Source organism: Lysobacter enzymogenes, from assembly GCF_023617245.1.
Taxonomy (GTDB): domain Bacteria; phylum Pseudomonadota; class Gammaproteobacteria; order Xanthomonadales; family Xanthomonadaceae; genus Lysobacter; species Lysobacter yananisis.
Map to the genome: position 1 here is coordinate 5,329,122 of NZ_CP067396.1, position 21,621 is coordinate 5,350,742.

The window sequence follows — 21,621 nt, forward strand, 5'->3', positions numbered from 1 at the left end:
GGCGACGAATCCGGGCCCGCGTCGCCGCTGCGCAGCCAGCCCCGGCGCCGCGCCCGCCCGCGCCGCGATCCCGACGCGGCAGGGCCGGGGCACGCAGGCGCGCTATCCTGGCCGTCTCGCGACCCGCGCCCCGCCAAGGAACGCACCATGACCGCCGCCGTCTCGATGGTGCTCTTTCCCGCCGCCGCGTTCGACCTGGACTGGGCCCACGCCACGCTGTCGGCGCAGGGCCTGGAGGTCGCGGCCGCGGCGCAAGGGCTGCAGGTGCGCTGGGACGAAGACGGCCCGGTGCTGCGGATCGCGTTCGTCCACGGCGCGCAGGTCGCGCGGGAAGCGGCCGCGACCGCCGCCGGCGGCGGCTACGCAGACGCGTTGCGCGGCTGCGACGCGCGCTTCGAGATCGCCATCGACGACCTCGACGAAGCCCTCGACGAGATGAACACCCTGATCGAAGTGCAGACGACCCTGCAAGAGGGCACCGGCGGCTTCTTGTTCAACGACTGGAACGGCGAACTGTCGCCGAATCCATCGTCCGACTGAGCGCGCTCAGCGCACCCGGCGCAACTGGCGCACGAAGTGCACGCCCTCGCTGTCGCCTTCGATGGTCAGCACGTCGCCGTCGATCCGAAACGGCCGCGGTTGGTCGGTGCCGGTGTAACTGGGCATCAGGCTGCCTTCGACCCGGTGCACCACCACGCCCTTGGCCGCATCGACGCGATACGTGCCGAAGTAGGCGGCATAGCCGAGGAACGCCGCGCGCGTTTCCGCATCGCTGCCCTTGGCGTCGTCGCCGGCCGCGAACGGCGGCGGCGCCGGGGTCCGCATGATCTGCACGTGCAGGTGGCCGCTGGGGTCGTAGACGATGTAGCCCTTGGGTTTCTCGCCGTAGGGATAGTGGCGTTTGCCGGCGGCGTCGGTGTCGACGATGCGCTCGACCCGCCAGGTGCCGACCAACGACGCGCTATCGGCCGCGGCGGCCGGCGACGCGGCCGCGAGCCAGGCGACGGCGAGGAACGCGATGGCGAAGAACACGTTGGCGAAGAGCGCGTTGGCGAAGAGCGCGGAACACAAGCGGGGCATACGGTGCTCCTTGGCTGAGGCGTGCGGGGCGGCGCGCGGCGACGGCCGGCGCGCGCTATCGCGCCGATGCTGCCGGCTCGCGCCGGCGCGCGCCCGTGCCATCGGTCGCGCCGGCTGTCATGTCCGCTGTCATGTCCTCGGTGTGCGCGTCGCTCGCGCGCCCGCGCCGGCTTGAGCGCGTCCGGCGACAGTGGCAGCATCGCCGCCGTGAACGACAGCCCCATCGACCCGGTCCACCTGCGCGACCTGGCGCGCCTGCGCAAGGTCCGCGACCGCATCGACCGCGAGTACGCGCAACCGCTCGACGTGGAGGCGCTGGCGCGCGGCGCGCACATGTCGGCCGGGCACCTGAGCCGGCAGTTCCGCGCCGCCTACGGCGAATCGCCCTATTCCTACCTGATGACCCGGCGGATCGAACGGGCGATGGCGCTGCTGCGCGCGGGCGGACTCAGCGTCACCGAGGTCTGCTTCGCGGTCGGCTGCTCGTCGTTGGGCACCTTCAGCACCCGCTTCGCCGAACTGGTCGGGATGCCGCCGAGCGTCTACCAGCGCCAGCACGCCGACGCCACCGACGGCATGCCGGCCTGCGTCGCCAAGCAGGTGACGCGACCGATCAGGAATCGAGAAGCGTAGCGGCGCGCGCCCGCCTAGCATGGCCTCTCCCGCCACCGTCCGCAGGACATCGCCACCATGAGCGCCGCCATGAACCTCAGCATCCATTCCAGCTTCCTCCCGCACACCGACCCGGACGCCTCGCTGGCGTTCTACCGCGACGCGCTCGGCTTCGAAGTGCGCAAGGACGTCGGCTACCAGGGCCTGCGCTGGATCACCGTCGGCCCGGCCGGCCAACCCGACACCGCGATCGTGCTGTACCCGCCGCAGGCCACGCCCGGCCTCACCGACGCCGAACAACGCGCGATCGCCGAGATGATGGCCAAGGGCAGCTTCGCCATGCTCAACTTGGCCACGCCCGACCTGGACGGCACCTTCGCCAAGCTGCAGGCCGGCGATACCGAGATCGTGCAGGAACCGGTCGACCAGCCTTACGGCCTGCGCGATTGCGCGGTACGCGACCCGGCCGGCAACCTGATCCGCATCCAGCAGACGCCGGCGCGCGGCTGAGCCCGCGCCGGCGCGGCGCCGCATCCGGCGGCGCCGTGCGCCGCCCGCGCAGCAGCGGCGTCCGCGCCGCCGCAGCCGAACCGCGCGTCCCGGCCCGCGGTTCGCGGACCGATCCTCCCCGGCCGTTCCGGCCGCCCGAACCTTCGCACCCGGCCGCATCCCGCGGCCGCACGGGCGCGGCTCGCCCGCGCCCGCCAACCGACCTGGAGAACGCCCATGCGCGCGAACCGCTGGATCCGCCAGTTCCACCGCTGGACGTCCGTCGTCTTCTTCCTGTGCGTGATCGCCACGACCATCGCCCTGGCGCAAGAGCGGCCGCTGCTGTGGATGTCCTACCTGCCGCTGGCGCCGCTCGCGCTGCTGGCGCTGACCGGGCTGTACCTGTTCGCGCTGCCTTATCTACCGCAGCGCGATCTGCCGCAGCGCGAGAACCTGCGCGACGAAGCGCCGCGATAGCCGCCGGCGCCGCTCACCGCGGCGCGTCCTCCAGCGCATACCCCGTTGGCGGCTCGCTGCTGAGCCAGCCCGGCGCCAGCGGCGGATCGAGGGTGAAGCGGTAGTCGATCTGCAGCCCGCCCGGCCCGGCCCGGCGCAGGCGCAGCGGCAGGCCGGCGGCGTCGGCCCACATTTCCGCCGGCGTGCCGCCCAGCCGCAGCGACCAGCGCTGCACGGTGCGGCCATCGCGGTCGCGCTGGTCGGGCAGGCGTTCGGCGCGGCCCTGGAAGTCGCGCAGTTCGCGCAACCAGTCCAGGTCGCCCGCGGCGGCCGCGGCCTGCGCGCTCAGCGGCATGATCCTGGCTTCGCGCGAATCGTGCAGCAGGGTCAGCACGCGCCGGCGCGGCGGATCGACGATCACGCTCAGCTGCGCGCCGACATCGGTGCGCAGCACGCCGCGCCGGTCGACCACGGTGCGCGAGGTCTGCAGCACCTGTCCGTCGATGCGCTGGATTACCCGCAGGTCGAGCACCGCGGCTTCGCGCAGGCGCTGCTGCACGGCGGCGAAGGCGTCGCCGCCGCCCGGCAGCAGCGGCACGGCCAACACCGCGACCACCGCCAGCGCCGCGAACGCGCCGGCGGCGAGCCAGCGCGGCAGCGCCGGTCGGCGCGCGCCGTCGGCCGGACGCGGCTGCGCGCGCAGGCGTCCGAGCAAGCGCGCCTGGGCCGCGTCGGCGGCGTCGGCGGCGTCGGCGGCGTCGGCGGGCGCGGCCTGCGCGGCGCGCACCGCGTCGGCCAGCGGCGCGGAGAGTTCGTGGTCGTGGCGGTTCATGGCGCGATCTCCGTGGTATCGCCGCGTTCGGCCAGCTCGGCTTCGAGCCGGCGGCGGGCGCGGTGCAGGACGACGTTGACGTTGTTGACGCTCAGTTGCAGGGATCGGGCGATCTGCTCGATCTCCATCCCTTCCAGGTAGCGCAGGCCGAAGCATTGCGCCTCGCGCCGCGGCAGCCCGGCCAGCGCCTGGCGCAGGCGGCGCGCGCGTTCGTCGTGCAGGTTCGCCTGCTCGGCCGATTCGGCCGCGCCGGGCAGTTGCGCGCGCCACAGCGGCAGAGCCCGCCACCAGCGCCGCTGCCGGCGCAGCACGTCGATGGCCGCGCGCGAGGCCGCCGCCGACAGGTACGCCGGCCAGGACTCGATCGCGTCGCGGCCGTCGGACTGCAGCAGGCGCAGGAATACCTCCTGCTGCACGTCCTCGGCCTGGGCCGCGTCGCCGAGCACGCGGTAGGCGGCCTGGAACACCAGCCGCCCGTACTGCCGCGCCAGCGACTCGGCCAACCGGGACTGCTCGCTTGCGCTCATCGGCTCGCTCCTCTCGATGCGGGCGGTCGGGAAGGTCATGGATCGGGATCCGTTCGTGGGTCTCGACCGAGCAGACGCGCCGGCGCGGCGGAACTTACATCGCCCCACCCGTCCCCCACCCGCCCCCGCCCGCGGCATCGCCACGCAACGATGTAAGTTCCGCCGCCCCCGGGCGTCGAGTGTGGTGAATCCCAGGAGAACGCGCCATGCCCCTGCCCGCATCCATGCTCCGCCGCCCGCGCGCCGCCGCGCTGCTCGCCGCCCTGCTGCTGGCCGCCGCGCTGCCCGCGGCCGCCGCACGCCCCCTCGCCCGGCCGCACGCACTGCCCGAGCCGGCCGCGCTCGACGCCGAAGTCGCCCGCGCCATGGCCGCGACCGGCGCGCGCGGGCTGGCGGTCGCGGTCGTCGACGACGGCCGCGTCGTCCAGGTCCGCGCTTACGGCGAACGCAACGCGCGCGGCGAACCGCTGCGCACCGACACGGTGATGTACGGCGCCTCGCTGACCAAAGCGGTGTTCGCCTACACCGTCATGCGACTGGTCGACGACGGCAGGATCGAACTCGACCGCCCGCTCGCCGACTACTTCGACCGACCACTGCCGGACTACCCCGCCGACCGCAAGTACGGCCCCTACGCCGACCTCGCCGGCGACGAGCGCTGGCGCACGCTCACCGCCCGCCACCTGCTCACCCACTCAGGCGGCTTCGCCAACTTCGCCTTCCTCGAACCCGACCGCCGCCTGCGCATCCATTTCGAACCGGGCACGCGCTATTCGTATTCCGGCGAAGGCCTGATCCTGCTGCAGTTCGCGCTCGAACGCGGACTCGGCCTGGACCTGGGCCGGGAAATGGACGAACGCGTGTTCGCGCCGCTGGGCATGCGCGACACCGGCATGATCTGGCAGCCGCGCTTCGCCGCCAACCTCGCCGACGGCTGGACCCTCGACGGAACCGCGGTGGCGCACGACGAGCGCAGCCGGGTGCGCGCCGCCGGCTCGATGGACACCAGCATCGCCGACATCGCCCGCTTCGCCGCGGCGCTGGTGCGCGGCGAAGGCCTGTCGCCGCGCTCGCGCAAGGACATGGTCCGCGCGCAATTGCCGATCGCCAGCGCTTCGCAGTTCCCGGTGCTGCAGCCCGACCTGCCCGCCGCGCAGCGCCGTCCCGACCTCGCCGCCGGCCTGGGCGTGGTCGCGTTTCGCGGGCCGCAGGGCGCGGGCTTCATGAAGGGCGGCCACGACGACAACACCGGCAACACCCTGGTCTGTATCGAACGCGGCCGCCGCTGCGTCGTGCTGCTGTCCAACGACGTGCGCGCCGAACCCGCGTTCGCGCATCTGGTCGCGTTCGTGCTCGGCGACACCGGCGCGCCGTATCGCTGGGAATACGGTTCGATGAAGTTCTGGGAACCTTCGCGCTGAGCGTCGCGCCGACCGCGCGGCGCCGGCCTCGCGCGGCGCCGCGCGCACCGACGCGTGCGTTGAAAGATTGACCGCATCGCCGTCGCCGCGCGCAAGCGTATACGCCCGCAGCATCGCGAATCTGCACGTCCGGTTTGCAGTTCGCCGCGGCCGACCTCGGGTTTGCCCCAGTTCACCGCCGCGCGCGCCGGTTCCATGGTGGAAACGCATCCCACGCACGATCCATCGCCGCTGCGCGCCCGGTCCAGCGACCGCGCGGCGCCCGCGATCCGAACCCCACTCGAATCGACGAACCGCGAGCCCGCCCATGTCCGTTCCCGCCCTCAATCTGCAAACCAAGGCCGCCACCTACGTGCCCGGCAACGGCGACTACAAGTCGCCGACCAAGGCCGAACTGGAGGAGCTCGCCGACAAGCTGCACGATGTCGGCGAAAAGAAGGCCAAGAAGGACGACTACGACCGCCGCCTGGAGTCGCTGGCCAGCGAATTCCTGCCCACGCTGAGCCCGCAGGACCGCGGCCGCTTCATCGGCACGGTGATGGAGAAGGACAAGGGCGCGCTGGATTCGTGGCTGCAGAAGGACCGGCTCGACAAGCTCGTCGACAACGGACGGCTCGACGACAGCGACCGCAAGCGCCTGCTCGACGCGGTCGGCCGCGGCTTCGGCGACGACCACATCCCCAAGGACAAGGCCGCCGAATTCGTCGACACCGGGCGCAAGCCCGCGCCCGAACCCGAGCCCGAAGCGCCGAAGGACGACAAGCCGGCCGAGCCGCCCAAGGACATCCTCGACGGCGGTTTCCGCGAGTTCGGCCAGGACGACCGGGTCGTCTACGACGACATCAAGAACGTCTCCTACCCGGGCGAATACAAGGACGGCTGGCTGCGCTTCGAGACCAAGGACGGCGGCAAGTTCGCGGTCGACAAGGCCAGCGCGCCCGACGTGTACGCGCTGGCCGAGCGCAGTTATCTCGACGTCGGCCAGCAGACCATCGACAACGCGCGCGAGCGCGCCAAGCTCGACCCGACCGCCAAGACCGACGTGTTCTCGCTGGAGACCAGCGAGGAAGTCGACGGCCACAAGCTCAAGGTCGGCGACGCGGCGATGAAGCTGATGATCGACGAGATCAAGGGCAAGAAGGATCTCTACGACGGCAGCCCGCAGGCCGAGTTCCTGCGCATGGTCGAGGCGCGCAGCGCGGTGACCAACGGCAAGTTCGTCCATCCGGTCTACGAGAACCGCCACATCAACGTCGGCGGCCGGACCAAGACCGAGACCGAGAACCTGCTCAAGCTCGAACCGGCCGACATGAAGGAAATGCTCGACGAGGGCAAGATCAACCGGCGCCTGGACGCGCTGATGCGCGACGAACAGGTGTCGGCGCTGTACGAGAAGAGCCTCAAGGAAGCCGTCGGCAAGGTTCCGGAAGAAGACCGCAAGTCGATGGCCGACAAACTGGCCAAGGTGGTGGAGAGCCCGGACTACGTGCAGGAGATCGGCAAGCTGCCCAAGTGGGACCAGCCGCGCGCGCAGGCCGATGTCGAAGATGCGGTCTCGCAGTTGGGCCTGCTCGATCCCGAGCGGGCCAAGTCCGCCGGGCAGACGTTCGCGATGAACGCGTTGGCGCGCGACATCGACGCCGGCCTCGCCGACGGCGAATTCACGCCCGAGGCCGACGTGGACGGCGTCGAGGCCGGCCTCGGCGCGATCACCACCGCGATGGAGAAGGCCAAGCTGCCGGTCGACCTGACCGAAGGCGTCAAGGAATTCCTCGACAAGGGCGGCGACGACGCCAAGCGCGATTTCGCCCAGGTGGCGAAGGAACTGCGCGCGAACGGCTACGCGCCGGAGGACATCGACAAGGCCTTCGCCGATGTGGATTTCAAGAGCGACAGGAAGGACAGCATCCGCGGCCTGATCGGCCAGCTCGATTCCAGCGGCCTGCTGCCGTCGGTCAGCGGCGCCATCGGCATCGCCTCGACCGTGCGCGGGCTGGTCAACGACGGGTTCGGCGAGACGCCGGAGGAAAAGCTCGCCGTCGCCGGCGGCATCATCGGCATGGTCGGCTCGCTGCCCGATGCGAAGAAGCTGCTGTCCAACCTGGGCAAGGGCATCGACGGCTCGGCGCTGGACCTGCTCGACGTGGACAAGGCGGTCAAGGAGAACATCGGCGTGGAGACGCGCTACGGCAACCAGGCGGTGTCGGCGATCGGCGACAACGTCGGCGCGGCCGACATCCCGCCGACCGATATCGCCAACCGCGACCAGATCGTCGAGGGCATCGAGCGGACCGCGGGCGATCCGGCCCAGGGCAATCTCTCGCGCATCTCGCAATCCACGCTGAAGGTGCTGTCCGACTATTCCGGCAAGGCCGGAGGCGTGCTCGGCGTGGTCACCGGCGGCATGGGCGCGGCCGAGGCGTTCAAGGGCGACAGCTCCAGCGCGGAAAAGGCCGAGGCGGTGCTCAACGTGGTCTCCGGCACGCTCGACCTCGCCCCGGACGTGCTCAAGGCCGGCAGCCGCTTCGTTTCCGCGGTCGGCGGGCAAGCCGCCGGCGCGGTCGCCGAGCGCGTGGTCGGCGCGATCACCCGCGGGCTCGGGCCGATCGGCATGCTGCTGAGCGTGGCCTCGGAACTGGTCTCGGTGTTCGTCAACAACGCCAAGGACAAGAAGGAAGCCAGCGAACAGTACGACTGGTTCAAAAAGCTCGGCGACGACGGCGTCACCCAGGGCGACTGGAACCTCAAGTACGACTATGCGGTGACCACGCTCAACAGCTTCGGCAACGCGCGCGACTACATCAACAACCTGCGCGAACTGCGCGGCGCCGACTGGGGCGGCCGCCAGGCGCCGGGCGACCGCAGCATCTTCGACTTCCACCGCGAGGAATTCGCCGACTTCAAGGGCAAGTGGGAGAAGGACCGCGGCGCCGACACCTATGTCGAGTTCCTCGACCCCGATAAGCGCAAGGCCGACTTCAAGCGCGAGAAGGAGCACATGGACGAGGTCGAGGAGTACATGGACAAGCATCCGACCTACTTCCCCGGTTATAACGACTGGGTGCTCGAGCTCTGAGCCTCGGCGAAGAACTTCGGACGCCGGCGAAAGCGTCCGGAGCCGACTGGAAAACTCGAACGCTTGCATCGGCATCCGAATGCCGAACGGAAAACTCGAACGCCTGCGTCGGCGCCCGAAGTCGAACGGAAGAGTTCGCACGCCCGCTGCAAAATCCGCAGCCCGCCAAGCGCCACGTCTCCATCCGCGCAAACGACGTCGCACCGCACACTCGGCCACCGCGTGCGGCGCGCTTCTCCGGGGTACCACGCGCGCCATCGCGTCAGGATCGTGAACGCCGTCTGTGATGCGCGCACCCGCCGCATTGCGAGCCCCGCCACACAAGACCGCACGGGCTCCACCGACGCTCACCGCGCGTGACGCGCGGCGCCGGAAAACTGCGAACGAATGCCGGCACGGCTTCGCGCGGCCTTGAACAAACGCAACGTCCAATGCGCCTGCGCGCCGGCCTCATGCATGACCTCCCCCATGCGGCGTGGACGCGCGTCCGCGCGGCCGCGCGCGGTGCCGCGATCCGGCGGCACCGCGCGCGCGCCGTTCGCCCGCCCCCTTGCCAGAGGAAACCGCGATGCCCGCTACCGCACTGCGTCCGTTCGTCCGCGTCCTGTTCGTCGCCGGCGCGCTGTGCGCGTCCACAACCGCGTTCGCACAGCAACCGCTGTCGCCGAACTACCCGTCCGTGCCCACCGTCGAGCTGCTCGATCCCGGCGCCTCCGCGCAAAGCGGTACGCTGGCGGTGTGCAATGCGACCTGGTACGGCGCCGAAGGCGAGATTCCGGAAGGCTGGCCGACCGCCAGCGGCGAACCGTTCCACCGCTTCGCCCTGGCCGCCGCGCACAACTCGCTGCCGTTCGGCACCAATGTGCGCGTGACTTATCAAGGCCGTTCGGTGGTGGTGCGCATCAACGATCGCGGCGGCTTCGGCGGCGCGGTCTGCATCGACCTGACCTACGGCGCGTTCCTGCGCATCGCCAATCCGGACCTGGGCGTCATCGGCGTCGACTATCAAGTGCAATAAGCGCGGCGCGGCGCGGCGACGACGGCGCGCGGGTGGTCATGCCCACGCCATGACACCGCGACGCAAGCATTAGGGTCAGCCCCAGCTGTGATCCGTCCCCGTCATCGGCTGCAATGCCCCGGCATCCCCCGCACGCACCGAGGCAAGCGATGACGACCCTGAACGGCCCGTCCTATTCCGGCCCGCAATTGGGCGACCTGGTCAACACCAAGGCCGAGATCGAGAACCGGCAGGTGGCCGTACCCGTCGGCTATAAACCGGTCGTGGTCGAACCCGGCGACACCTTGAGCGAGATCGCCGAGGCCAACGACATCCCGCTGGCGCAGCTGCTGGCGGCCAATCCTCAATTCAGCCTGGACCCCGCGTCGAATCCGAACACCCGCAGCGCCGACCTGATCTATCCGGGCGAAACCGTGTTCGTGCCCAGCGACGAAGCCAGGGCCAGCGACGCGGCCGCGGCCAAGTACGCCCAGGCGCTCGACGACAGCGAGCAGCCCTCCGCCACCCACGGCGAATGGGAAACCAAGTCCAAGGCGGTGACCGACGCCAAGGTCGAGTTCACCCAGGCGGTGAAGGCCGAGATCGACGCCAGCATGACCTACAGCGGCAACAGCCGCGAAGACTTCGGCAAGGAAGCGGCCGCGATCGGCGAGAAGATCGCCCAGCGCTACGAAAACGCCGGCCGCCCGGACCTGGCCCAGGCCGCGCGCGAAGCCGGCCAACAGCGCGAGACCGAGATCAACAACGAAGTCTGAGCGCCGCGCGAACGAAAAAGGCGCGCCCCGCGGCGCGCCTTTTTCGTTGCCGCACCGAAGCGCTCAGCCCAGCGGCTGCAACAGCAACATCAGGCACAGCGCCCACATGAACAAGGCGATGCCGCCGTCGAGCACCCGCCACGCGCGCGGGTTGCGGAACACCGGCTGCAGCAGGCGCGCGCCGAAGCCCAGCGAAGCGAACCAGACCACGCTCGCCAGGCAGGCGCCGATGGCGAAGGCCCAGCGCAGATCGCCGTCGTAGCGGGTCGACAGGCTGCCGAGCAGGACCATGGTGTCCAGATACACGTGCGGATTGAGGAAGGTGAAGGCCAGGCAGGTCAGCACCGCCGTGCGCAGGGTCTGCTGCTGGGCGTTGGACGCGGCCAGCCCGCCGCTGCCCTGCCAGGCGCGGCGCGCGGCCAGGAAACCGTAGACGCCGAGGAAGGCGGCGCCGCCGAAGCGCAGCACCTGCAGCAGGGTCGGCCAGGCCTGCACCAGCGCGCCGATGCCGGCGACGCCGGCCAGGATCAGGGCGATGTCGCTGAAGGCGCAGATCGCCACCACCGGGCCGACATGGCGGCGGGCCAGGCCCTGGCGCAGCACGAACGCGTTCTGCGCGCCGATGGCGATGATCAGGCCGGCACTGGCGAGGAAACCGGCGAGGGCGGCGGCGGACAGCATGACGAAACTCCGGGAAAGCGGCGGGGACGCGGCATCCTGCCGGCGCGCCCCGCTTAAGACCAGCTAATTTTCCTTTACTCTATGAAGAATTTCTAATGAAGGGCCGGCCATGGACCTGCTCCATCCGCAACTCGCGGCCTTCGCCGCCGTGCTCGAGGAAGGCAGTTTCGAAGCCGCGGCGCGGCGGCTGTCGGTCACCGCTTCGGCGGTGTCGCAGCGGATCAAGGCGCTGGAGGACCGGCTCGGCCAGGTCCTGGTGGTGCGCCAGGCGCCGTGCCGGCCGACCCGCGCCGGCGAGCGGCTGCTGCGCCGGGTGCGGCCGATGCAGGCGCTGGAGGCCGAGGCGCTGGCCGACTTCCTGCCCGAAGACCGCGAAGCCGCGCCGACCCGGCCGGTCGTGATCGCGGTCAACGACGATTCGCTCGACAGCTGGTTCCTGGCGGCGATGGCGCGCCTGCACCGCCAGCACGGCTATCTGTTCGACATCCGCGTCGACGATCAGGACCACACCCTGGACCTGCTGCGCAACGGCACCGCGCTCGGCGCGATCACCGCCGAGGCCAACGCGCTGCAGGGCTGCAACGTGCATCCGCTGGGCGTCATGCGCTACCGCGCGATCGCCTCGCCGCAGTTCGCCGCGCGCCACTTCGCCGACGGCATGAACGCCGCCGCGCTGGCGCGCGCGCCGATGATCGTGTTCAACCGCAAGGACGAGTTGCAATGGCGCTACGTGCGCCGGATCACCCGCGCGCGGCTGGCGCCGCCGGTGCACTACGTGCCGACCTCGACCGGCTTCGTCGAGGCCTCCGCGCTCGGCCTGGGCTGGTGCCTGGCGCCGGAGTCGCTGACCGGCGCGGCCTTGCGCGGCGGACGCATCGTGCTGGTCGATCCAGGCCGCTCGCTCGACGTGCCGCTGTACTGGCAGCACGCGGCGGTGCGTTCGTCGGTGTTGCAGCGCATCGGCGCCGCGCTGCGCGAGGCCGCGACCGAAGCGCTGCGGCTTTAGCCGATGCCGCGCCCGGCGCGGTCTGCGCTACCGCGGCGTCAGTCCGCGCGCACGCGCGGCGTCGTAACGCCATCGCTCAGCGGCGCGCTCACCCGTCACCCGCCCTTGGCGCCGGCGATGTAGTTCTTGTAGCTGTCCATCTGCGTGGTGATCTCGCCGTCGCGCGCCGACGAGCTCAGGATCGCGTCCTGGATGAAGCTGTTGGATTCGTTCTTCAGCCCTTCCAGGTACTGATAGTCCTCGGGCAGCGCGTCGATGATCGCCTGCTTGGCCTGGTCGGTCAGCTGGCCCTGGCCGTCGGTCAGCAGTTGCTTGGGAATCGCGGTCAGCGCGTCCTCGACCGCGGTCTTGGCCTGCTCGCTCAGGCCGCCGAGCACGCCGTCGAGCTTGTTGGTGATCGCCTTGGCGGCGAAGTCGCCGCCGACCGGGATCGCCGATACGCCCAGGTCGATCAGGTAACCGACGAAGGCGTCGCGCGCGGCCTGGTCGGCGCGCAGGTCGACGTAGCCGGAGGACACCGCGTCCTGCATCACCGCGCCGATCATCGCCAGGCGGGTGGTGCTCAGGTCGACCGCCTCGATGTCGGCCTCGTCGATCTTGCCGTCGCCGGTGACGTCGGTGCCTTCGGCGCGGTTGCTCACGCGCACGTCGTTGGCGGTGAACCGGCCGAGCTGGTCCATGATCGCGGCGCTATGGCTGTTGTCCGGATTCAAACCGGTCAGGCGCACCAGATTGGACAGCGCGGCGAGGTTCTCGCCGATCACCGTGCTCTTCTCGTTGCTGGAGCCGGCGGTCTGCTGCGGGTTGGGCACCAGCGCGTCCTTGAGGATGGTCTCGCCATGGGTCTGCATCAGTTCGCCCAGGGCTTCGGCGCGGGCGTCCAGCGGCTTGTTGTCGTAGGTGTAGTACTGGTTCTCCAGGCCGTCGCCCTTGGAGTGCTCGCCGACATAGTCGACCAGTTCGCGCACCTGCTCGGGCGTGCCGTGGCGCGAGGTGTTCTCGATCAGGATCGCCATCGGATCGCGCACGTTGCTGCCGTCGGCGTCGTGCTTGGCCTGCAGGCCCATGCCGTACTGGGACACGTCGTCGCGCAACTGGTTGCGCTGGTCAGGGCTGAGCCGGCCCAGCGCGGCGTTGACCGCGTCCGAACCGCCGGACTGGTCCAGGGCGTTGAGCAGGATGCCGGCGTAGGCCGGCGTTTCCGGCATCTGCGGATGGCCGTCGACGTACAGGCGCTGGGTCAGCATGTCGCCGGCGAATTTCTCGATGAAGGCGCTGGACGCGGACGAGTTGCTCGAGGTCAGGGTGCCGATCAGGTCGTTGAGCTGGTCGGGATCGGGCGTCAGCATGCCGCCGCCGGCGACCGCGCCGGAACCGTAGATGTTGGTGAACGACAGCGCGTCCTCGAACGACACTTGGCCATCGACATAGGCCTGGCCGAACGAGTCGAAGATCGACTGGCGCTCGCGGTCGGTGATGGTGCCCTCGCCGACCAGCGAGTTGAGCCGGTCGACGGTCAGCCAGGAACGGGTCGCGCCGGAGTCTTGCTTGAGGATCTCCTGGAACAACGACTCGCGCGTGGACGGATCGAGCTTGTCGAGCTCCTGCGCGAAGAAATCCATTCGCTGCTCGTAGTTGTCGGCGATGAGCCAGCGGTAGCCCTTGTCGAGGATTTCGCTGGCTTTTTGCTGGATGTCGGTCATGGCGGCGCCCTGCGATGGGTTTGGGCGCACGGTAGCCGCGCAACGCCGCGGCGATAACTAGGGCCGCCCCTAAGTGCCCGCGTTCATGTAGTTGAGCGGGACGTGCAGGCGATCGCGACGGGCGCGCCGCGCAGGCAGCCCCCACCGCCGCGCGAAGTGCGAACGCGACGCCGGCATCGCCGCAGCGCGCGCGTCGTTCCGGCCGGCATCGGCCGCGCGTGCCGTGCGACGAAAACGGCCGCGGGATCGCCGCGGCCGGAATGCGATACGGTGCGCGAGCGCTGCCGGCGCCCGCCAGGTTCAGCCGCCTTGACTGCTCAACAGCAGGCAGGTGCGGATGCAGGCCACGTTCTCCTTGGCGCAGGTCTTGGACGGATCACCCTCCAACAGGCACTGGTCGAACCAGAAATTGCATGAGTCCAGGCATTCCTGCGGGTCGGGCACCGTCGCCGACGCACCGAAGCCCATACCGAACATGAGCATCGCCAATGCCGTCCAACCGATAGCGTTTCGCTTCATTCCATATCTCCTTGGATTAAAGACCCGACGCCGGCTCAGTGCCGGCGCCGGATCGAGTATAGGTGCGCAAATCGCCCGCGCGGGCGCGGCGCCGGTTGCGTTTCAACGGCTGGTGGCGAGGGCTGCCAACTTGTATGCATGCAACGCATATCGCCCGCACATCACATGCGCCAAGAAAGTGCGGCGACGGGTCTCGCTGCATGGGTATCCCCGTCGCCAGCGTCGATCTGCGGCCGTTCCGAGCCGGAACCCGTCAGCCCCCCGGCCGCCGCTGCGCACGCCCATCCGACAAGGTCGGCAAGGTCCGCGGGGCTGCGCCGTGTACACCGATCCGCCGACCGCGCGTTGTCATTTTCATGTCAGCGTCGCGACCGGGTGAGAATGCTAAGGTCGGCGACGGTTTAGCCGACACGGCGCCCCCCGGACCCATGGACACCCGCTTGTTCGACGCACCTCTTGCCCATCGTGCCGCCAACCGCGCCGGATCGACCCATCGCCTGCCCCTGATCGCCTTCGCCTGCCTGGCCCTGGCGGCCTGCGGCGGCGCCAAGGACAAACCCGGCAAGGGCCAGAATCCGACCGTCGAGGTCGGCTACGTGGTGATGCAACCGACCACGGTCGCGATCACCAGCGAATTCAACGGCCGCGCGGTGGCGTTCCAAAGCTCCGAGGTGCGCCCGCAGATCGGCGGGCTGGTGCAGCGCCAACTGTTCCAGGAAGGCAGCCAGGTGCGCGCCGGGCAACCGCTGTACCAGATCGATCCCAGCCTTTACCGCGCCTCGGTCGAGCAGGCCGAAGCCGACCTGAAGAACGCGCGCGCCGCGCTCAACGCCGCCGACCTGCTGGCCCAGCGCAACAAGTCGCTGGTCGGCGCGCAGATGATCAGTCGCCAGGACTACGACAACGCCGTCGCCGCCGCCGACCAGGCGCGCGCCAACGTCGCCCAGCGCGAGGCCGCGCTGTCGACCGCGCGCATCAACCTGCGCTTCGCCACGGTGCCGGCGCCGATCGACGGCCGCATCGGCCGCTCGCTGGTCACCGTCGGCGCGCTGGTCACGCCCGATCAGGCCGCGCCGCTGGCGACGATCCAGCGGCTGGACCCGATCTACGTCGACGTGCAGCAGTCCGCGCAGCAGTTGCTGACGCTGCGCGAACAGCTGTCGTCGGGCAACGTCCAGGCCAGCCAGGCCGACGCGCGCATCTTCCTGCCCAACGGCAAGCCCTATCCGCAGCCGGGCACGCTGCAGTTCTCCGAAGTGCTGGTCGACGAAACCACCGGCACGGTGACCCTGCGCATCCGCGTGCCCAATGCGGACGGCACCCTACTGCCGGGCATGTTCCTGCGCGCGCGCCTGGCCCAGGCCACCCAGACCTCGGCCTATCGCCTGCCGCAGCAGGCGCTGGTGCGCGGACCGACCGGCGACGCCTTCGTCTGGGTGGTCGGCGCCGACAACAAGGCGGTGCAGCGCCCGATCGGCGCCGACCGCGTCGACGGCAGCGACTGGATCGTCACCACCGGCCTCAATCCCGGCGACAAGGTCGTCACCCAGGGCATCGGCTCGCTGCGCCGCGACGCGCAAGTGCGCGCGGTGCCGGCCTCGACCCCGCAGAAGCTGCAACCTCCCGGCGCCGCGTCCGCCCAGCCGACCAAGCAAGGCTGAGGGCCGCGCATGATCTCCCGCGTCTTCATCGAGCGCCCGATCTTCGCCTGGGTGCTGGCCATCGTGGTGATGCTCGGCGGCGCGTTCGCGATGCGCTCGCTGCCGATCTCGCAGTATCCCAACGTCGCCCCGCCCAACGTCAGCATCCGCGCCAACTACCCCGGCGCCTCGGCCGAGACCATCGAGAACAGCGTCACCCAGGTGATCGAGCAGACGCTGACCGGCATCGACGGCATGCTGTACTTCAGCTCGACCTCGACCTCGCGCGGCCAGGTCACCATCTCGGTCACTTTCGACACCAGCGTCGATCCCGACATCGCCCAGGTACAGGTGCAGAACCAGGTCCAGCAGGCGATCCCGCGGCTGCCGCAGCAGGTGCAGCAGCAGGGCATCGTGGTGCGCAAGGCCAACCCCGACGACCTGATGCTGGTGGCGATCTACGACGAGAACAACACCGTCACCAACCGCGACATCGCCGACTACCTCACCACCAACTTCCAGGACCCGATCTCGCGCATCGCCGGCATCGGCGACGCCAACGTCTACGGCAGCCCGTACGCGATGCGGGTGTGGCTGGACCCGGCCAAGCTGGCTTCGTTCCAGCTGATGCCCAGCGACGTGGTCGCGGCGATCCGCAGCCAGAACGCCGAAGTCGCCGCCGGCCAGATCGGCGACCAGCCGCAGCCGGCCACCCAGATGCTCAACGCGCTGGTGACCGCGCAGACCCGCCTGCAGACCGCCGACCAGTTCCGCCAGATCGTGCTCAAGACCCAGGCCAACGGCGCCGCGGTGCGGCTCGGCGACGTGTCGCGGGTGGAGATCGGCTCGGAGAACTACAACTCCTCCAGCCTGCTCAACGGCCATCCCGCCGCCGGCATGGCGCTGCAGCTGGCGCCCGGCGCGAACGCGCTGGAATCGGCCGAACTGGTCCGCGCCGAGGTGACCCGGCTGTCGGCCAACCTGCCGCAGGGCTGGAAGGTCGCCTACCTCAACGATGCCACCGACTTCATCAAGCTCTCCATCGGCGAGGTGGTCAAGACCCTGATCGAAGCGATCGTGCTGGTGGTGATCGTGATGTTCGTGTTCCTGCAGAGCTGGCGCGCCACGCTGATCCCGGCGATCGCGGTGCCGGTAGTGCTGCTGGGCACGTTCGGGATCATCTACGCGGCCGGATTCTCGATCAACACGCTGACCCTGTTCGGCCTGGTGCTGGCGATCGGCCTGCTCGTCGACGACGCCATCGTCGTGGTCGAGAACGTCGAGCGGCTGATGCACGAGAACCCGAACATGACCCCGCGCCAGGCCACCATCGCCTCGATGCGCGAGATCAACGTGGCGCTGATCGCGATCGCGCTGGTGCTGTCGGCGGTGTTCCTGCCGATGGTGATGTTCGGCGGCTCCACCGGGGTGATCTACCGCCAGTTCTCGCTGACCATCGTCTCCTCGATGGCGCTGTCGGTGCTGGTGGCGCTGGTGCTGAGCCCGGCGCTGACCGCGACCTTGCTGAAGTCGCCGCACGCGCAGGCGGCGCAGGGCCCGGGTTGGCTGGCGCGGCGCGCGCCGGGGCTGGCGGCGTTGCCGGCGCGGCTGGGTCGCGGTTTCAACCGCGGCATGGACGCGGCCACCGGCCGCTACCTGCAGAGCGTGCAACTGATGTTCCGCCGCCACTGGCTGGCCTTGCTGGTCTACGCCGGCATCGCCGGCCTGCTCGCGCTGCTGTTCCTGCGCCTGCCCACCGGCTTCCTGCCGTCGGAAGACCAGGGCCGCATCAACGTCCAGTTCCGCCTGCCCGGCGGCGCCACCCTCGGCCGCACCACCGAGGTCCGCGACCAGGTCAACCAATACCTGAGCAAGAACGAATCCGAGCTCATCAGCGCGGCCTTCATCGTCGCCGGCGGCGGCGGCCCGACCGCGGCGCAGAATTCCGGCCAGGGCTTCATCAGCCTGACCGACTGGTCGCAGCGCGAGACCGACGCCGGCAGCGCCGACGCGATGATCGACCGGGTCAGCAAGGGCCTGTCGGGCCTGCGCGACGCCAGCGTGTTCGTGCTGGCGCCGCCGCCGATCCGCGGCTTCGGCCAGACCACCGGCTTCACCCTGGAACTGCAGAACACCAGCGGCATGTCGCGCGCGGACTTCGCCGCCGCCGGCGAGCGGCTGATCGCCGCGGCCCAGCGCGATCCGCTGCTGGGTTCGGTGCGCCCGAGCCTGCTGCCGGACACGCCGACGCTGCGGGTCAACAGCGACGCGCAGATGCTCTCCAGCCTGGGCCTGACCCAGGACGCGGTGAACTCGACCCTGTCCACCGCCTGGGGCGGCACCTACGTCAACGACTTCATCGACCGCGGCCGGGTCAAGCGCGTGTACGTGCAGGGCGACGCGCCGTTCCGCAACGAGCCCGACAGCCTGTACCAGTGGCATGTGCGCGGCGCCGACGGGCAGATGACGCCGTTTTCGGCCTTCGCCACGCTCGGCTGGGCGCAGGCGCCGACCGCGCTGCTGCGCTTCAACGGCGTACCGGCGACCGAGCTGCAGGGCACGCCCGCGCCCGGCGTCAGCAGCGGCACCGCGATGGCGCGGATGGAAGAACTGGCGCGCGAGATCCCCGGCGTCAGCGTGGCCTGGGCCGGCCTGTCCTACCAGGAGCGCCTGTCCACCGGCCAGGCGCCGCTGCTGTACGCGCTGGCGCTGCTGTTGGTGTTCCTGTGCCTGGCCGCGCTGTACGAGAGCTGGTCGATCCCGATCGCGGTCCTGCTGGTGGTGCCGCTGGGCCTGGTCGGCGCGGTGCTGGCGGTGACCTTGCGCGGGCTGGAGAACGACGTCTATTTCCAGATCGGCCTGATCACCACGATGGGCCTGGCGGCGAAGAACGCGATCCTGATCGTCGAGTTCGCCGAGCAGGCCGAGCACCGCGGCGCCGGCACGGTCGAAGCCGCGCTGGAAGCCGCGCGCCTGCGCCTGCGGCCGATCCTGATGACCAGCTTCGCCTTCATCTTCGGCGCACTGCCGCTGGCGCTGTCGACCGGCGGCGGCGCCAACAGCCGCATCGAGATCGGCACCGCGGTGGTCGGCGGCACGCTGACCGCGACGGTGCTGGCGGTGTTCTACATCCCGCTGTTCTATCTGCTGGTGCGGCGCGTGGCGCAGAAGCTGGCGGGGCTGCGGCATCGCGGCGAGGGGAAGCCGCAGGCGCATTGATGGAGGGTGCGAGGTGAGGGTGCGCGGCGAGCGGGTACGAAAGCGTCGGGCCTGAAGGCCCTCCCACGACCGCCGTTGGGCTGAAGGCTCTCCCACAACAGCCGTTGGGCCCGGGCCCCTTCCGCGGCGGACCTGGGGTCCTTCCACGGCCGGCGCTGTCGCGGGGCGCGCCGCCGCGCTCTTGGCTTAACGGTTGCGGCGGCGGCGCAACGCCGGTCGCAAACCCGTCGTCGCCGGCTGGCTAGAATCGCCGGGCATCCGCGCTCCCCTGTCCCCCAAGACCGTGCACCGCACGGCCGCGCGATGCGCCGCAACCCAATCAAGGAAGGAATTCATGAAGAACCAGATCGCTTCGCTGGCCCTGCTGCTGTCCCTGGGCCTTGCCGGTCCGTCGCTTGCCGCCGGCATCGGCGACACCGGAACCGTCGAGGAATCCGACGGCAACATCTCGATCGAAGGCACCAACATCGAGCGCAGCTTCGTCGGCACCGGCGGCCAGTTGCAGATCGTCGGCTCCAACAACCGCATCACCGTGTCCGGCCCGCTGACCTCGGTCACCGTCGACGGCGCCGGCAACACGGTCCAGGTGGACTCGGTCAAGCGCGTGGAGATCACCGGCGCGGGCAGCAAGGTCTACTACAAGTCGGCGCCGACCAAGAACGGCCGCCCGGCCTCGTCGGTGACCGGCATCGGCAGCGGCGTGTCCAAGCGCTGAGCCGCCGCGGCTTCGTCGCCGGCGCATCGGCGCGGGCGACGAAGCCGTCGTTTCATCGCGGCGCGGGCGGATGCCGCGCGCTCGCGCAGGGCCGGCGCCGACTCGCGAGCCACCGCCCTGATCGGCCGCTCGGCCGCGACCCGCTCCTGCCGCGCCACTCGTACTGCATGCGCTTCACGCGCGCCGGATCGTCGGCACGGTCGCGATGGCGCGCGCTCGACGGGTAGACACCGCGACGCCAGCGGCCGCGCTACCGGCGCGGCACCCGCGCGGCCGCGCGCCGCGCGCGCAGGCTCAAGCCTCGCGTCGTCCGCGCGCGCGCGGCGCGCGCAACCACGGCGGTTGCGGCTCGAACTCGCGCGCCAGCCAGTCCACGAACGCGCGGGTCTTCGCCGGCACCAGCCGTCCCGGCGGCAGCACCACGTGGATCGCGCCGTCGTAGTCCATGCGCCACTGCGGCAACACCCGCACCAGTTGTCCCTGCGCGAGTTCGCGCCCGACCAGCCACTGCGGCGCGGGCAGGAGGCCGGCGCCTTCGATGCACGCGGCCAACAGGCCCTCGCCGTCGTCGGAGACGATCGCCGCGTCGATGCGCTGGACGCTGCGCTGCTTGCCCTTGATCAGCTTCCACTCCGGCCAGAACCGCGCCTTGGGCATGCCCAGGCAGGCGTGGCGCTGGAGTTCGTCCGGCCGCTGCGGATGGCCGGCGCGGGCGAGGTAGGACGGCGCCGCGCACAGCATCGTCTCGAACCCGGCCAGGCGCCGCGCGACCAGCCGGCTGTCGGCGAGTTCGCCGATGCGCACCGCCGCGTCGAAGCCGTCGGCGACCAGATCGACGAAACGATCGCTGTGCGACAGCTCCAGCCGCAGCTTCGGATAAGCGGCCAGGAACCGCGGCAGCCACGGCGCGATCCAGCGCTGCGCGAACGCCGCCGGCAACGCCAGCCGCAGCAGGCCCTGCGGCGCGGCCGCAGCTTCGCGCGCCTCGATGTCGGCCGCCGACAGTTCGCCCAGGATCGCCTGCACCCGCTGCAGGTAGGTCGCGCCGACTTCGGTCAGGACCACGCGCCGGGTGGTGCGCGCGAGCAGGCGCACGCCCAGCCGCGCCTCCAGCGCGTCGATGCGCCGCGACACCACCGAGGCGTCGCGGCCGAGCGCGCGCGCCGCCGCGGCGAAGCCGCCGTGTTCGGCGACCGCGGCGAAGGCTTCGATCTGCTGCAGTTCGCTGCCGTTGCGTTCGTGCATGGGATGCATGAGTCAATTGGTTCCGGCGACGATTATCGCCGCGGATCGCACGAATTACAGTGGCCGCGCTGCAGCCTGCTGGCAAGCCCCGCGCAGCGCCCCTCCCCCACTGGAACCGCAGCATGTCCCGACGCGACGCCGTCTTTCCCGCCACCCGCCACGACCTCTATCGCCAGCATCGCTACTCGCCGGCGATCCGCAGCGGCGGCTTCCTGTTCGTCTCCGGCCAGGTCGGCAGCCGCGAGGACGGCTCGCCGGAGCCCGACTTCGCCGCACAGGTGCGGCTGGCCTTCGACAACCTCGCCGCGGTGCTCGCCGCCGCCGGCTGCACGTTCGACGATATCGTCGACGTCACCACTTTCCACACCGATCCGCAGCGACAGTTCGATACGATCCAGCAGGTGCGCCTGCAGGTCATGGGCGAGCCGCCGTATCCGAACTGGACCGCGATCGGAGTGAACTGGCTGGCCGGGTTCGACTTCGAGATCAAGATAATTGCGCGCCTCCCCGAAGGCGCTGGGTAAACCCCAACCGCCGCGAAGAACCATCCGCCGCGCCGCAACTGCGATACGCCGCACCGGCAACCAGGCGATCCGCATCGCGGCGCGCCGCATCGACGCATGTCCC

General features: G+C 70.5%; 20 protein-coding genes and 1 pseudogene. 14 read left to right on the forward strand and 7 right to left on the reverse strand.

Features of this window, described 5'->3' with window-relative positions; genetic code table 11:
- The first annotated feature begins 147 nt into the window (after positions 1–147).
- Complete coding sequence (locus JHW41_RS22025) at positions 148–540, forward strand: hypothetical protein (protein WP_250447201.1); 393 nt, start codon at positions 148–150, stop codon at positions 538–540.
- Between the two features lie 6 nt (positions 541–546).
- Here the strand turns inward: JHW41_RS22025 and JHW41_RS22030 are convergent, their stop codons facing one another.
- Positions 547–1,080 (reverse strand): lipocalin-like domain-containing protein, encoded by a 534-nt coding sequence (locus JHW41_RS22030; RefSeq protein ID WP_250447204.1) that lies wholly within the window; start codon positions 1,078–1,080, stop codon positions 547–549.
- Positions 1,081–1,287: 207 nt separating this feature from the next.
- Here JHW41_RS22030 and JHW41_RS22035 point away from each other — a divergent pair, with 207 nt between their 5' ends.
- From JHW41_RS22035 to JHW41_RS22045, 3 genes are all read left to right on the forward strand, one after another.
- Entirely contained in the window at positions 1,288–1,713 is a 426-nt protein-coding gene (locus JHW41_RS22035) for a helix-turn-helix transcriptional regulator (protein WP_057949926.1), read from the forward strand.
- Between the two features lie 57 nt (positions 1,714–1,770).
- On the forward strand, positions 1,771–2,202 hold the full coding sequence (locus tag JHW41_RS22040) for a VOC family protein (protein WP_231783937.1): 432 nt from the start codon (positions 1,771–1,773) through the stop codon (positions 2,200–2,202).
- 216 nt (positions 2,203–2,418) lie between these two features.
- A complete protein-coding gene (locus tag JHW41_RS22045) occupies positions 2,419–2,658 on the forward strand; it encodes a hypothetical protein (RefSeq protein ID WP_250447207.1) in 240 nt (79 codons plus the stop codon).
- Positions 2,659–2,671: 13 nt separating this feature from the next.
- On the opposite strand, the gene JHW41_RS22050 is transcribed toward JHW41_RS22045, so the two are convergent.
- Together JHW41_RS22050 and JHW41_RS22055 are read right to left on the reverse strand one after the other, a co-directional pair.
- Complete coding sequence (locus tag JHW41_RS22050) at positions 2,672–3,469, reverse strand: hypothetical protein (RefSeq protein WP_250447209.1); 798 nt, start codon at positions 3,467–3,469, stop codon at positions 2,672–2,674.
- Positions 3,466–4,035, reverse strand: coding sequence for an RNA polymerase sigma factor (locus JHW41_RS22055; RefSeq protein WP_250447212.1), 570 nt, complete (start codon positions 4,033–4,035; stop codon positions 3,466–3,468). The genes JHW41_RS22050 and JHW41_RS22055 overlap by 4 nt, the downstream gene beginning before the upstream one ends.
- Positions 4,036–4,202: 167 nt before the next feature.
- On the opposite strand from JHW41_RS22055, the gene JHW41_RS22060 reads away from it, so the two are divergent.
- The 4 genes from JHW41_RS22060 (at position 4,203) to JHW41_RS22075 (ending at position 10,266) form a co-directional block, all read left to right on the forward strand.
- Positions 4,203–5,417, forward strand: a complete 1,215-nt coding sequence (locus JHW41_RS22060) for a serine hydrolase domain-containing protein (protein WP_250447214.1) — start codon at positions 4,203–4,205, stop codon at positions 5,415–5,417.
- Between the two features lie 307 nt (positions 5,418–5,724).
- The gene (locus tag JHW41_RS22065; RefSeq protein WP_250447217.1) at positions 5,725–8,493 is read left to right on the forward strand and encodes a hypothetical protein; all 2,769 of its coding nucleotides are present in this window, start codon (positions 5,725–5,727) and stop codon (positions 8,491–8,493) included.
- A 568-nt stretch (positions 8,494–9,061) separates the two neighbouring features.
- The gene (locus tag JHW41_RS22070; protein WP_250447220.1) at positions 9,062–9,511 is read left to right on the forward strand and encodes a septal ring lytic transglycosylase RlpA family protein; all 450 of its coding nucleotides are present in this window, start codon (positions 9,062–9,064) and stop codon (positions 9,509–9,511) included.
- A gap of 149 nt (positions 9,512–9,660) precedes the next feature.
- On the forward strand, positions 9,661–10,266 hold the full coding sequence (locus JHW41_RS22075; protein WP_158229870.1) for a LysM peptidoglycan-binding domain-containing protein: 606 nt from the start codon (positions 9,661–9,663) through the stop codon (positions 10,264–10,266).
- Positions 10,267–10,329: 63 nt separating this feature from the next.
- Here JHW41_RS22075 and JHW41_RS22080 read toward each other — a convergent pair whose 3' ends face one another.
- Positions 10,330–10,947 (reverse strand): LysE/ArgO family amino acid transporter, encoded by a 618-nt coding sequence (locus JHW41_RS22080; RefSeq protein ID WP_057946084.1) that lies wholly within the window; start codon positions 10,945–10,947, stop codon positions 10,330–10,332.
- Positions 10,948–11,056: 109 nt separating this feature from the next.
- Here JHW41_RS22080 and JHW41_RS22085 point away from each other — a divergent pair, with 109 nt between their 5' ends.
- Entirely contained in the window at positions 11,057–11,953 is an 897-nt protein-coding gene (locus JHW41_RS22085; RefSeq protein ID WP_078997659.1) for a LysR family transcriptional regulator ArgP, read from the forward strand.
- 95 nt (positions 11,954–12,048) lie between these two features.
- On the opposite strand, the gene JHW41_RS22090 is transcribed toward JHW41_RS22085, so the two are convergent.
- A complete protein-coding gene (locus JHW41_RS22090) occupies positions 12,049–13,656 on the reverse strand; it encodes a hypothetical protein (RefSeq protein WP_250447223.1) in 1,608 nt (535 codons plus the stop codon).
- Positions 13,657–13,956: 300 nt separating this feature from the next.
- Complete coding sequence (locus tag JHW41_RS22095) at positions 13,957–14,175, reverse strand: hypothetical protein (protein WP_250447226.1); 219 nt, start codon at positions 14,173–14,175, stop codon at positions 13,957–13,959.
- Between the two features lie 428 nt (positions 14,176–14,603).
- Between JHW41_RS22095 and JHW41_RS22100 the strand changes: the two genes are divergently transcribed.
- The 4 genes and pseudogenes from JHW41_RS22100 to JHW41_RS22110 all read left to right on the forward strand — a co-directional run bounded on the left by JHW41_RS22100 (position 14,604) and on the right by JHW41_RS22110 (position 19,749).
- Positions 14,604–15,836: an efflux RND transporter periplasmic adaptor subunit gene (locus JHW41_RS22100; RefSeq protein WP_078997654.1), complete on the forward strand. Its 1,233-nt coding sequence runs from the start codon at positions 14,604–14,606 to the stop codon at positions 15,834–15,836.
- 9 nt (positions 15,837–15,845) lie between these two features.
- The gene (locus JHW41_RS22105) at positions 15,846–19,034 is read left to right on the forward strand and encodes a multidrug efflux RND transporter permease subunit (RefSeq protein ID WP_284499509.1); all 3,189 of its coding nucleotides are present in this window, start codon (positions 15,846–15,848) and stop codon (positions 19,032–19,034) included.
- Between the two features lie 23 nt (positions 19,035–19,057).
- Positions 19,058–19,279: pseudogene (locus tag JHW41_RS27620) on the forward strand (DUF6053 domain-containing protein); the annotation flags it as partial.
- A gap of 89 nt (positions 19,280–19,368) precedes the next feature.
- The gene (locus JHW41_RS22110; protein ID WP_250447229.1) at positions 19,369–19,749 is read left to right on the forward strand and encodes a DUF3060 domain-containing protein; all 381 of its coding nucleotides are present in this window, start codon (positions 19,369–19,371) and stop codon (positions 19,747–19,749) included.
- A 294-nt stretch (positions 19,750–20,043) separates the two neighbouring features.
- Here JHW41_RS22110 and JHW41_RS22115 read toward each other — a convergent pair whose 3' ends face one another.
- A complete protein-coding gene (locus JHW41_RS22115) occupies positions 20,044–21,003 on the reverse strand; it encodes a LysR family transcriptional regulator (protein WP_250447232.1) in 960 nt (319 codons plus the stop codon).
- Positions 21,004–21,116: 113 nt separating this feature from the next.
- Between JHW41_RS22115 and JHW41_RS22120 the strand changes: the two genes are divergently transcribed.
- Positions 21,117–21,518 carry a RidA family protein gene (locus tag JHW41_RS22120; RefSeq protein ID WP_078997650.1) on the forward strand — a complete coding sequence of 134 codons (402 nt, stop codon included), beginning with the start codon at positions 21,117–21,119 and terminating at the stop codon, positions 21,516–21,518.
- Positions 21,519–21,621: the final 103 nt, after the last annotated feature.

What these genes read in the sequence shown, in the direction of transcription:
- JHW41_RS22025 (WP_250447201.1), top strand. Translation starts at nt 148, where the DNA reads ATGACCGCCGCCGTCTCGATGGTGCTCTTTCCCGCCGCCGCGTTCGAC.
- JHW41_RS22030 (WP_250447204.1), bottom strand. Translation starts at nt 1,080, where the DNA reads ATGCCCCGCTTGTGTTCCGCGCTCTTCGCCAACGCGCTCTTCGCCAAC.
- JHW41_RS22040 (WP_231783937.1), top strand. Translation starts at nt 1,771, where the DNA reads ATGAGCGCCGCCATGAACCTCAGCATCCATTCCAGCTTCCTCCCGCAC.
- JHW41_RS22045 (WP_250447207.1), top strand. Translation starts at nt 2,419, where the DNA reads ATGCGCGCGAACCGCTGGATCCGCCAGTTCCACCGCTGGACGTCCGTC.
- JHW41_RS22050 (WP_250447209.1), bottom strand. Translation starts at nt 3,469, where the DNA reads ATGAACCGCCACGACCACGAACTCTCCGCGCCGCTGGCCGACGCGGTG.
- JHW41_RS22055 (WP_250447212.1), bottom strand. Translation starts at nt 4,035, where the DNA reads ATGACCTTCCCGACCGCCCGCATCGAGAGGAGCGAGCCGATGAGCGCA.
- JHW41_RS22060 (WP_250447214.1), top strand. Translation starts at nt 4,203, where the DNA reads ATGCCCCTGCCCGCATCCATGCTCCGCCGCCCGCGCGCCGCCGCGCTG.
- JHW41_RS22065 (WP_250447217.1), top strand. Translation starts at nt 5,725, where the DNA reads ATGTCCGTTCCCGCCCTCAATCTGCAAACCAAGGCCGCCACCTACGTG.
- JHW41_RS22070 (WP_250447220.1), top strand. Translation starts at nt 9,062, where the DNA reads ATGCCCGCTACCGCACTGCGTCCGTTCGTCCGCGTCCTGTTCGTCGCC.
- JHW41_RS22075 (WP_158229870.1), top strand. Translation starts at nt 9,661, where the DNA reads ATGACGACCCTGAACGGCCCGTCCTATTCCGGCCCGCAATTGGGCGAC.
- JHW41_RS22080 (WP_057946084.1), bottom strand. Translation starts at nt 10,947, where the DNA reads ATGCTGTCCGCCGCCGCCCTCGCCGGTTTCCTCGCCAGTGCCGGCCTG.
- JHW41_RS22085 (WP_078997659.1), top strand. Translation starts at nt 11,057, where the DNA reads ATGGACCTGCTCCATCCGCAACTCGCGGCCTTCGCCGCCGTGCTCGAG.
- JHW41_RS22090 (WP_250447223.1), bottom strand. Translation starts at nt 13,656, where the DNA reads ATGACCGACATCCAGCAAAAAGCCAGCGAAATCCTCGACAAGGGCTAC.
- JHW41_RS22095 (WP_250447226.1), bottom strand. Translation starts at nt 14,175, where the DNA reads ATGAAGCGAAACGCTATCGGTTGGACGGCATTGGCGATGCTCATGTTC.
- JHW41_RS22100 (WP_078997654.1), top strand. Translation starts at nt 14,604, where the DNA reads ATGGACACCCGCTTGTTCGACGCACCTCTTGCCCATCGTGCCGCCAAC.
- JHW41_RS22105 (WP_284499509.1), top strand. Translation starts at nt 15,846, where the DNA reads ATGATCTCCCGCGTCTTCATCGAGCGCCCGATCTTCGCCTGGGTGCTG.
- JHW41_RS22110 (WP_250447229.1), top strand. Translation starts at nt 19,369, where the DNA reads ATGAAGAACCAGATCGCTTCGCTGGCCCTGCTGCTGTCCCTGGGCCTT.
- JHW41_RS22115 (WP_250447232.1), bottom strand. Translation starts at nt 21,003, where the DNA reads ATGCATCCCATGCACGAACGCAACGGCAGCGAACTGCAGCAGATCGAA.
- JHW41_RS22120 (WP_078997650.1), top strand. Translation starts at nt 21,117, where the DNA reads ATGTCCCGACGCGACGCCGTCTTTCCCGCCACCCGCCACGACCTCTAT.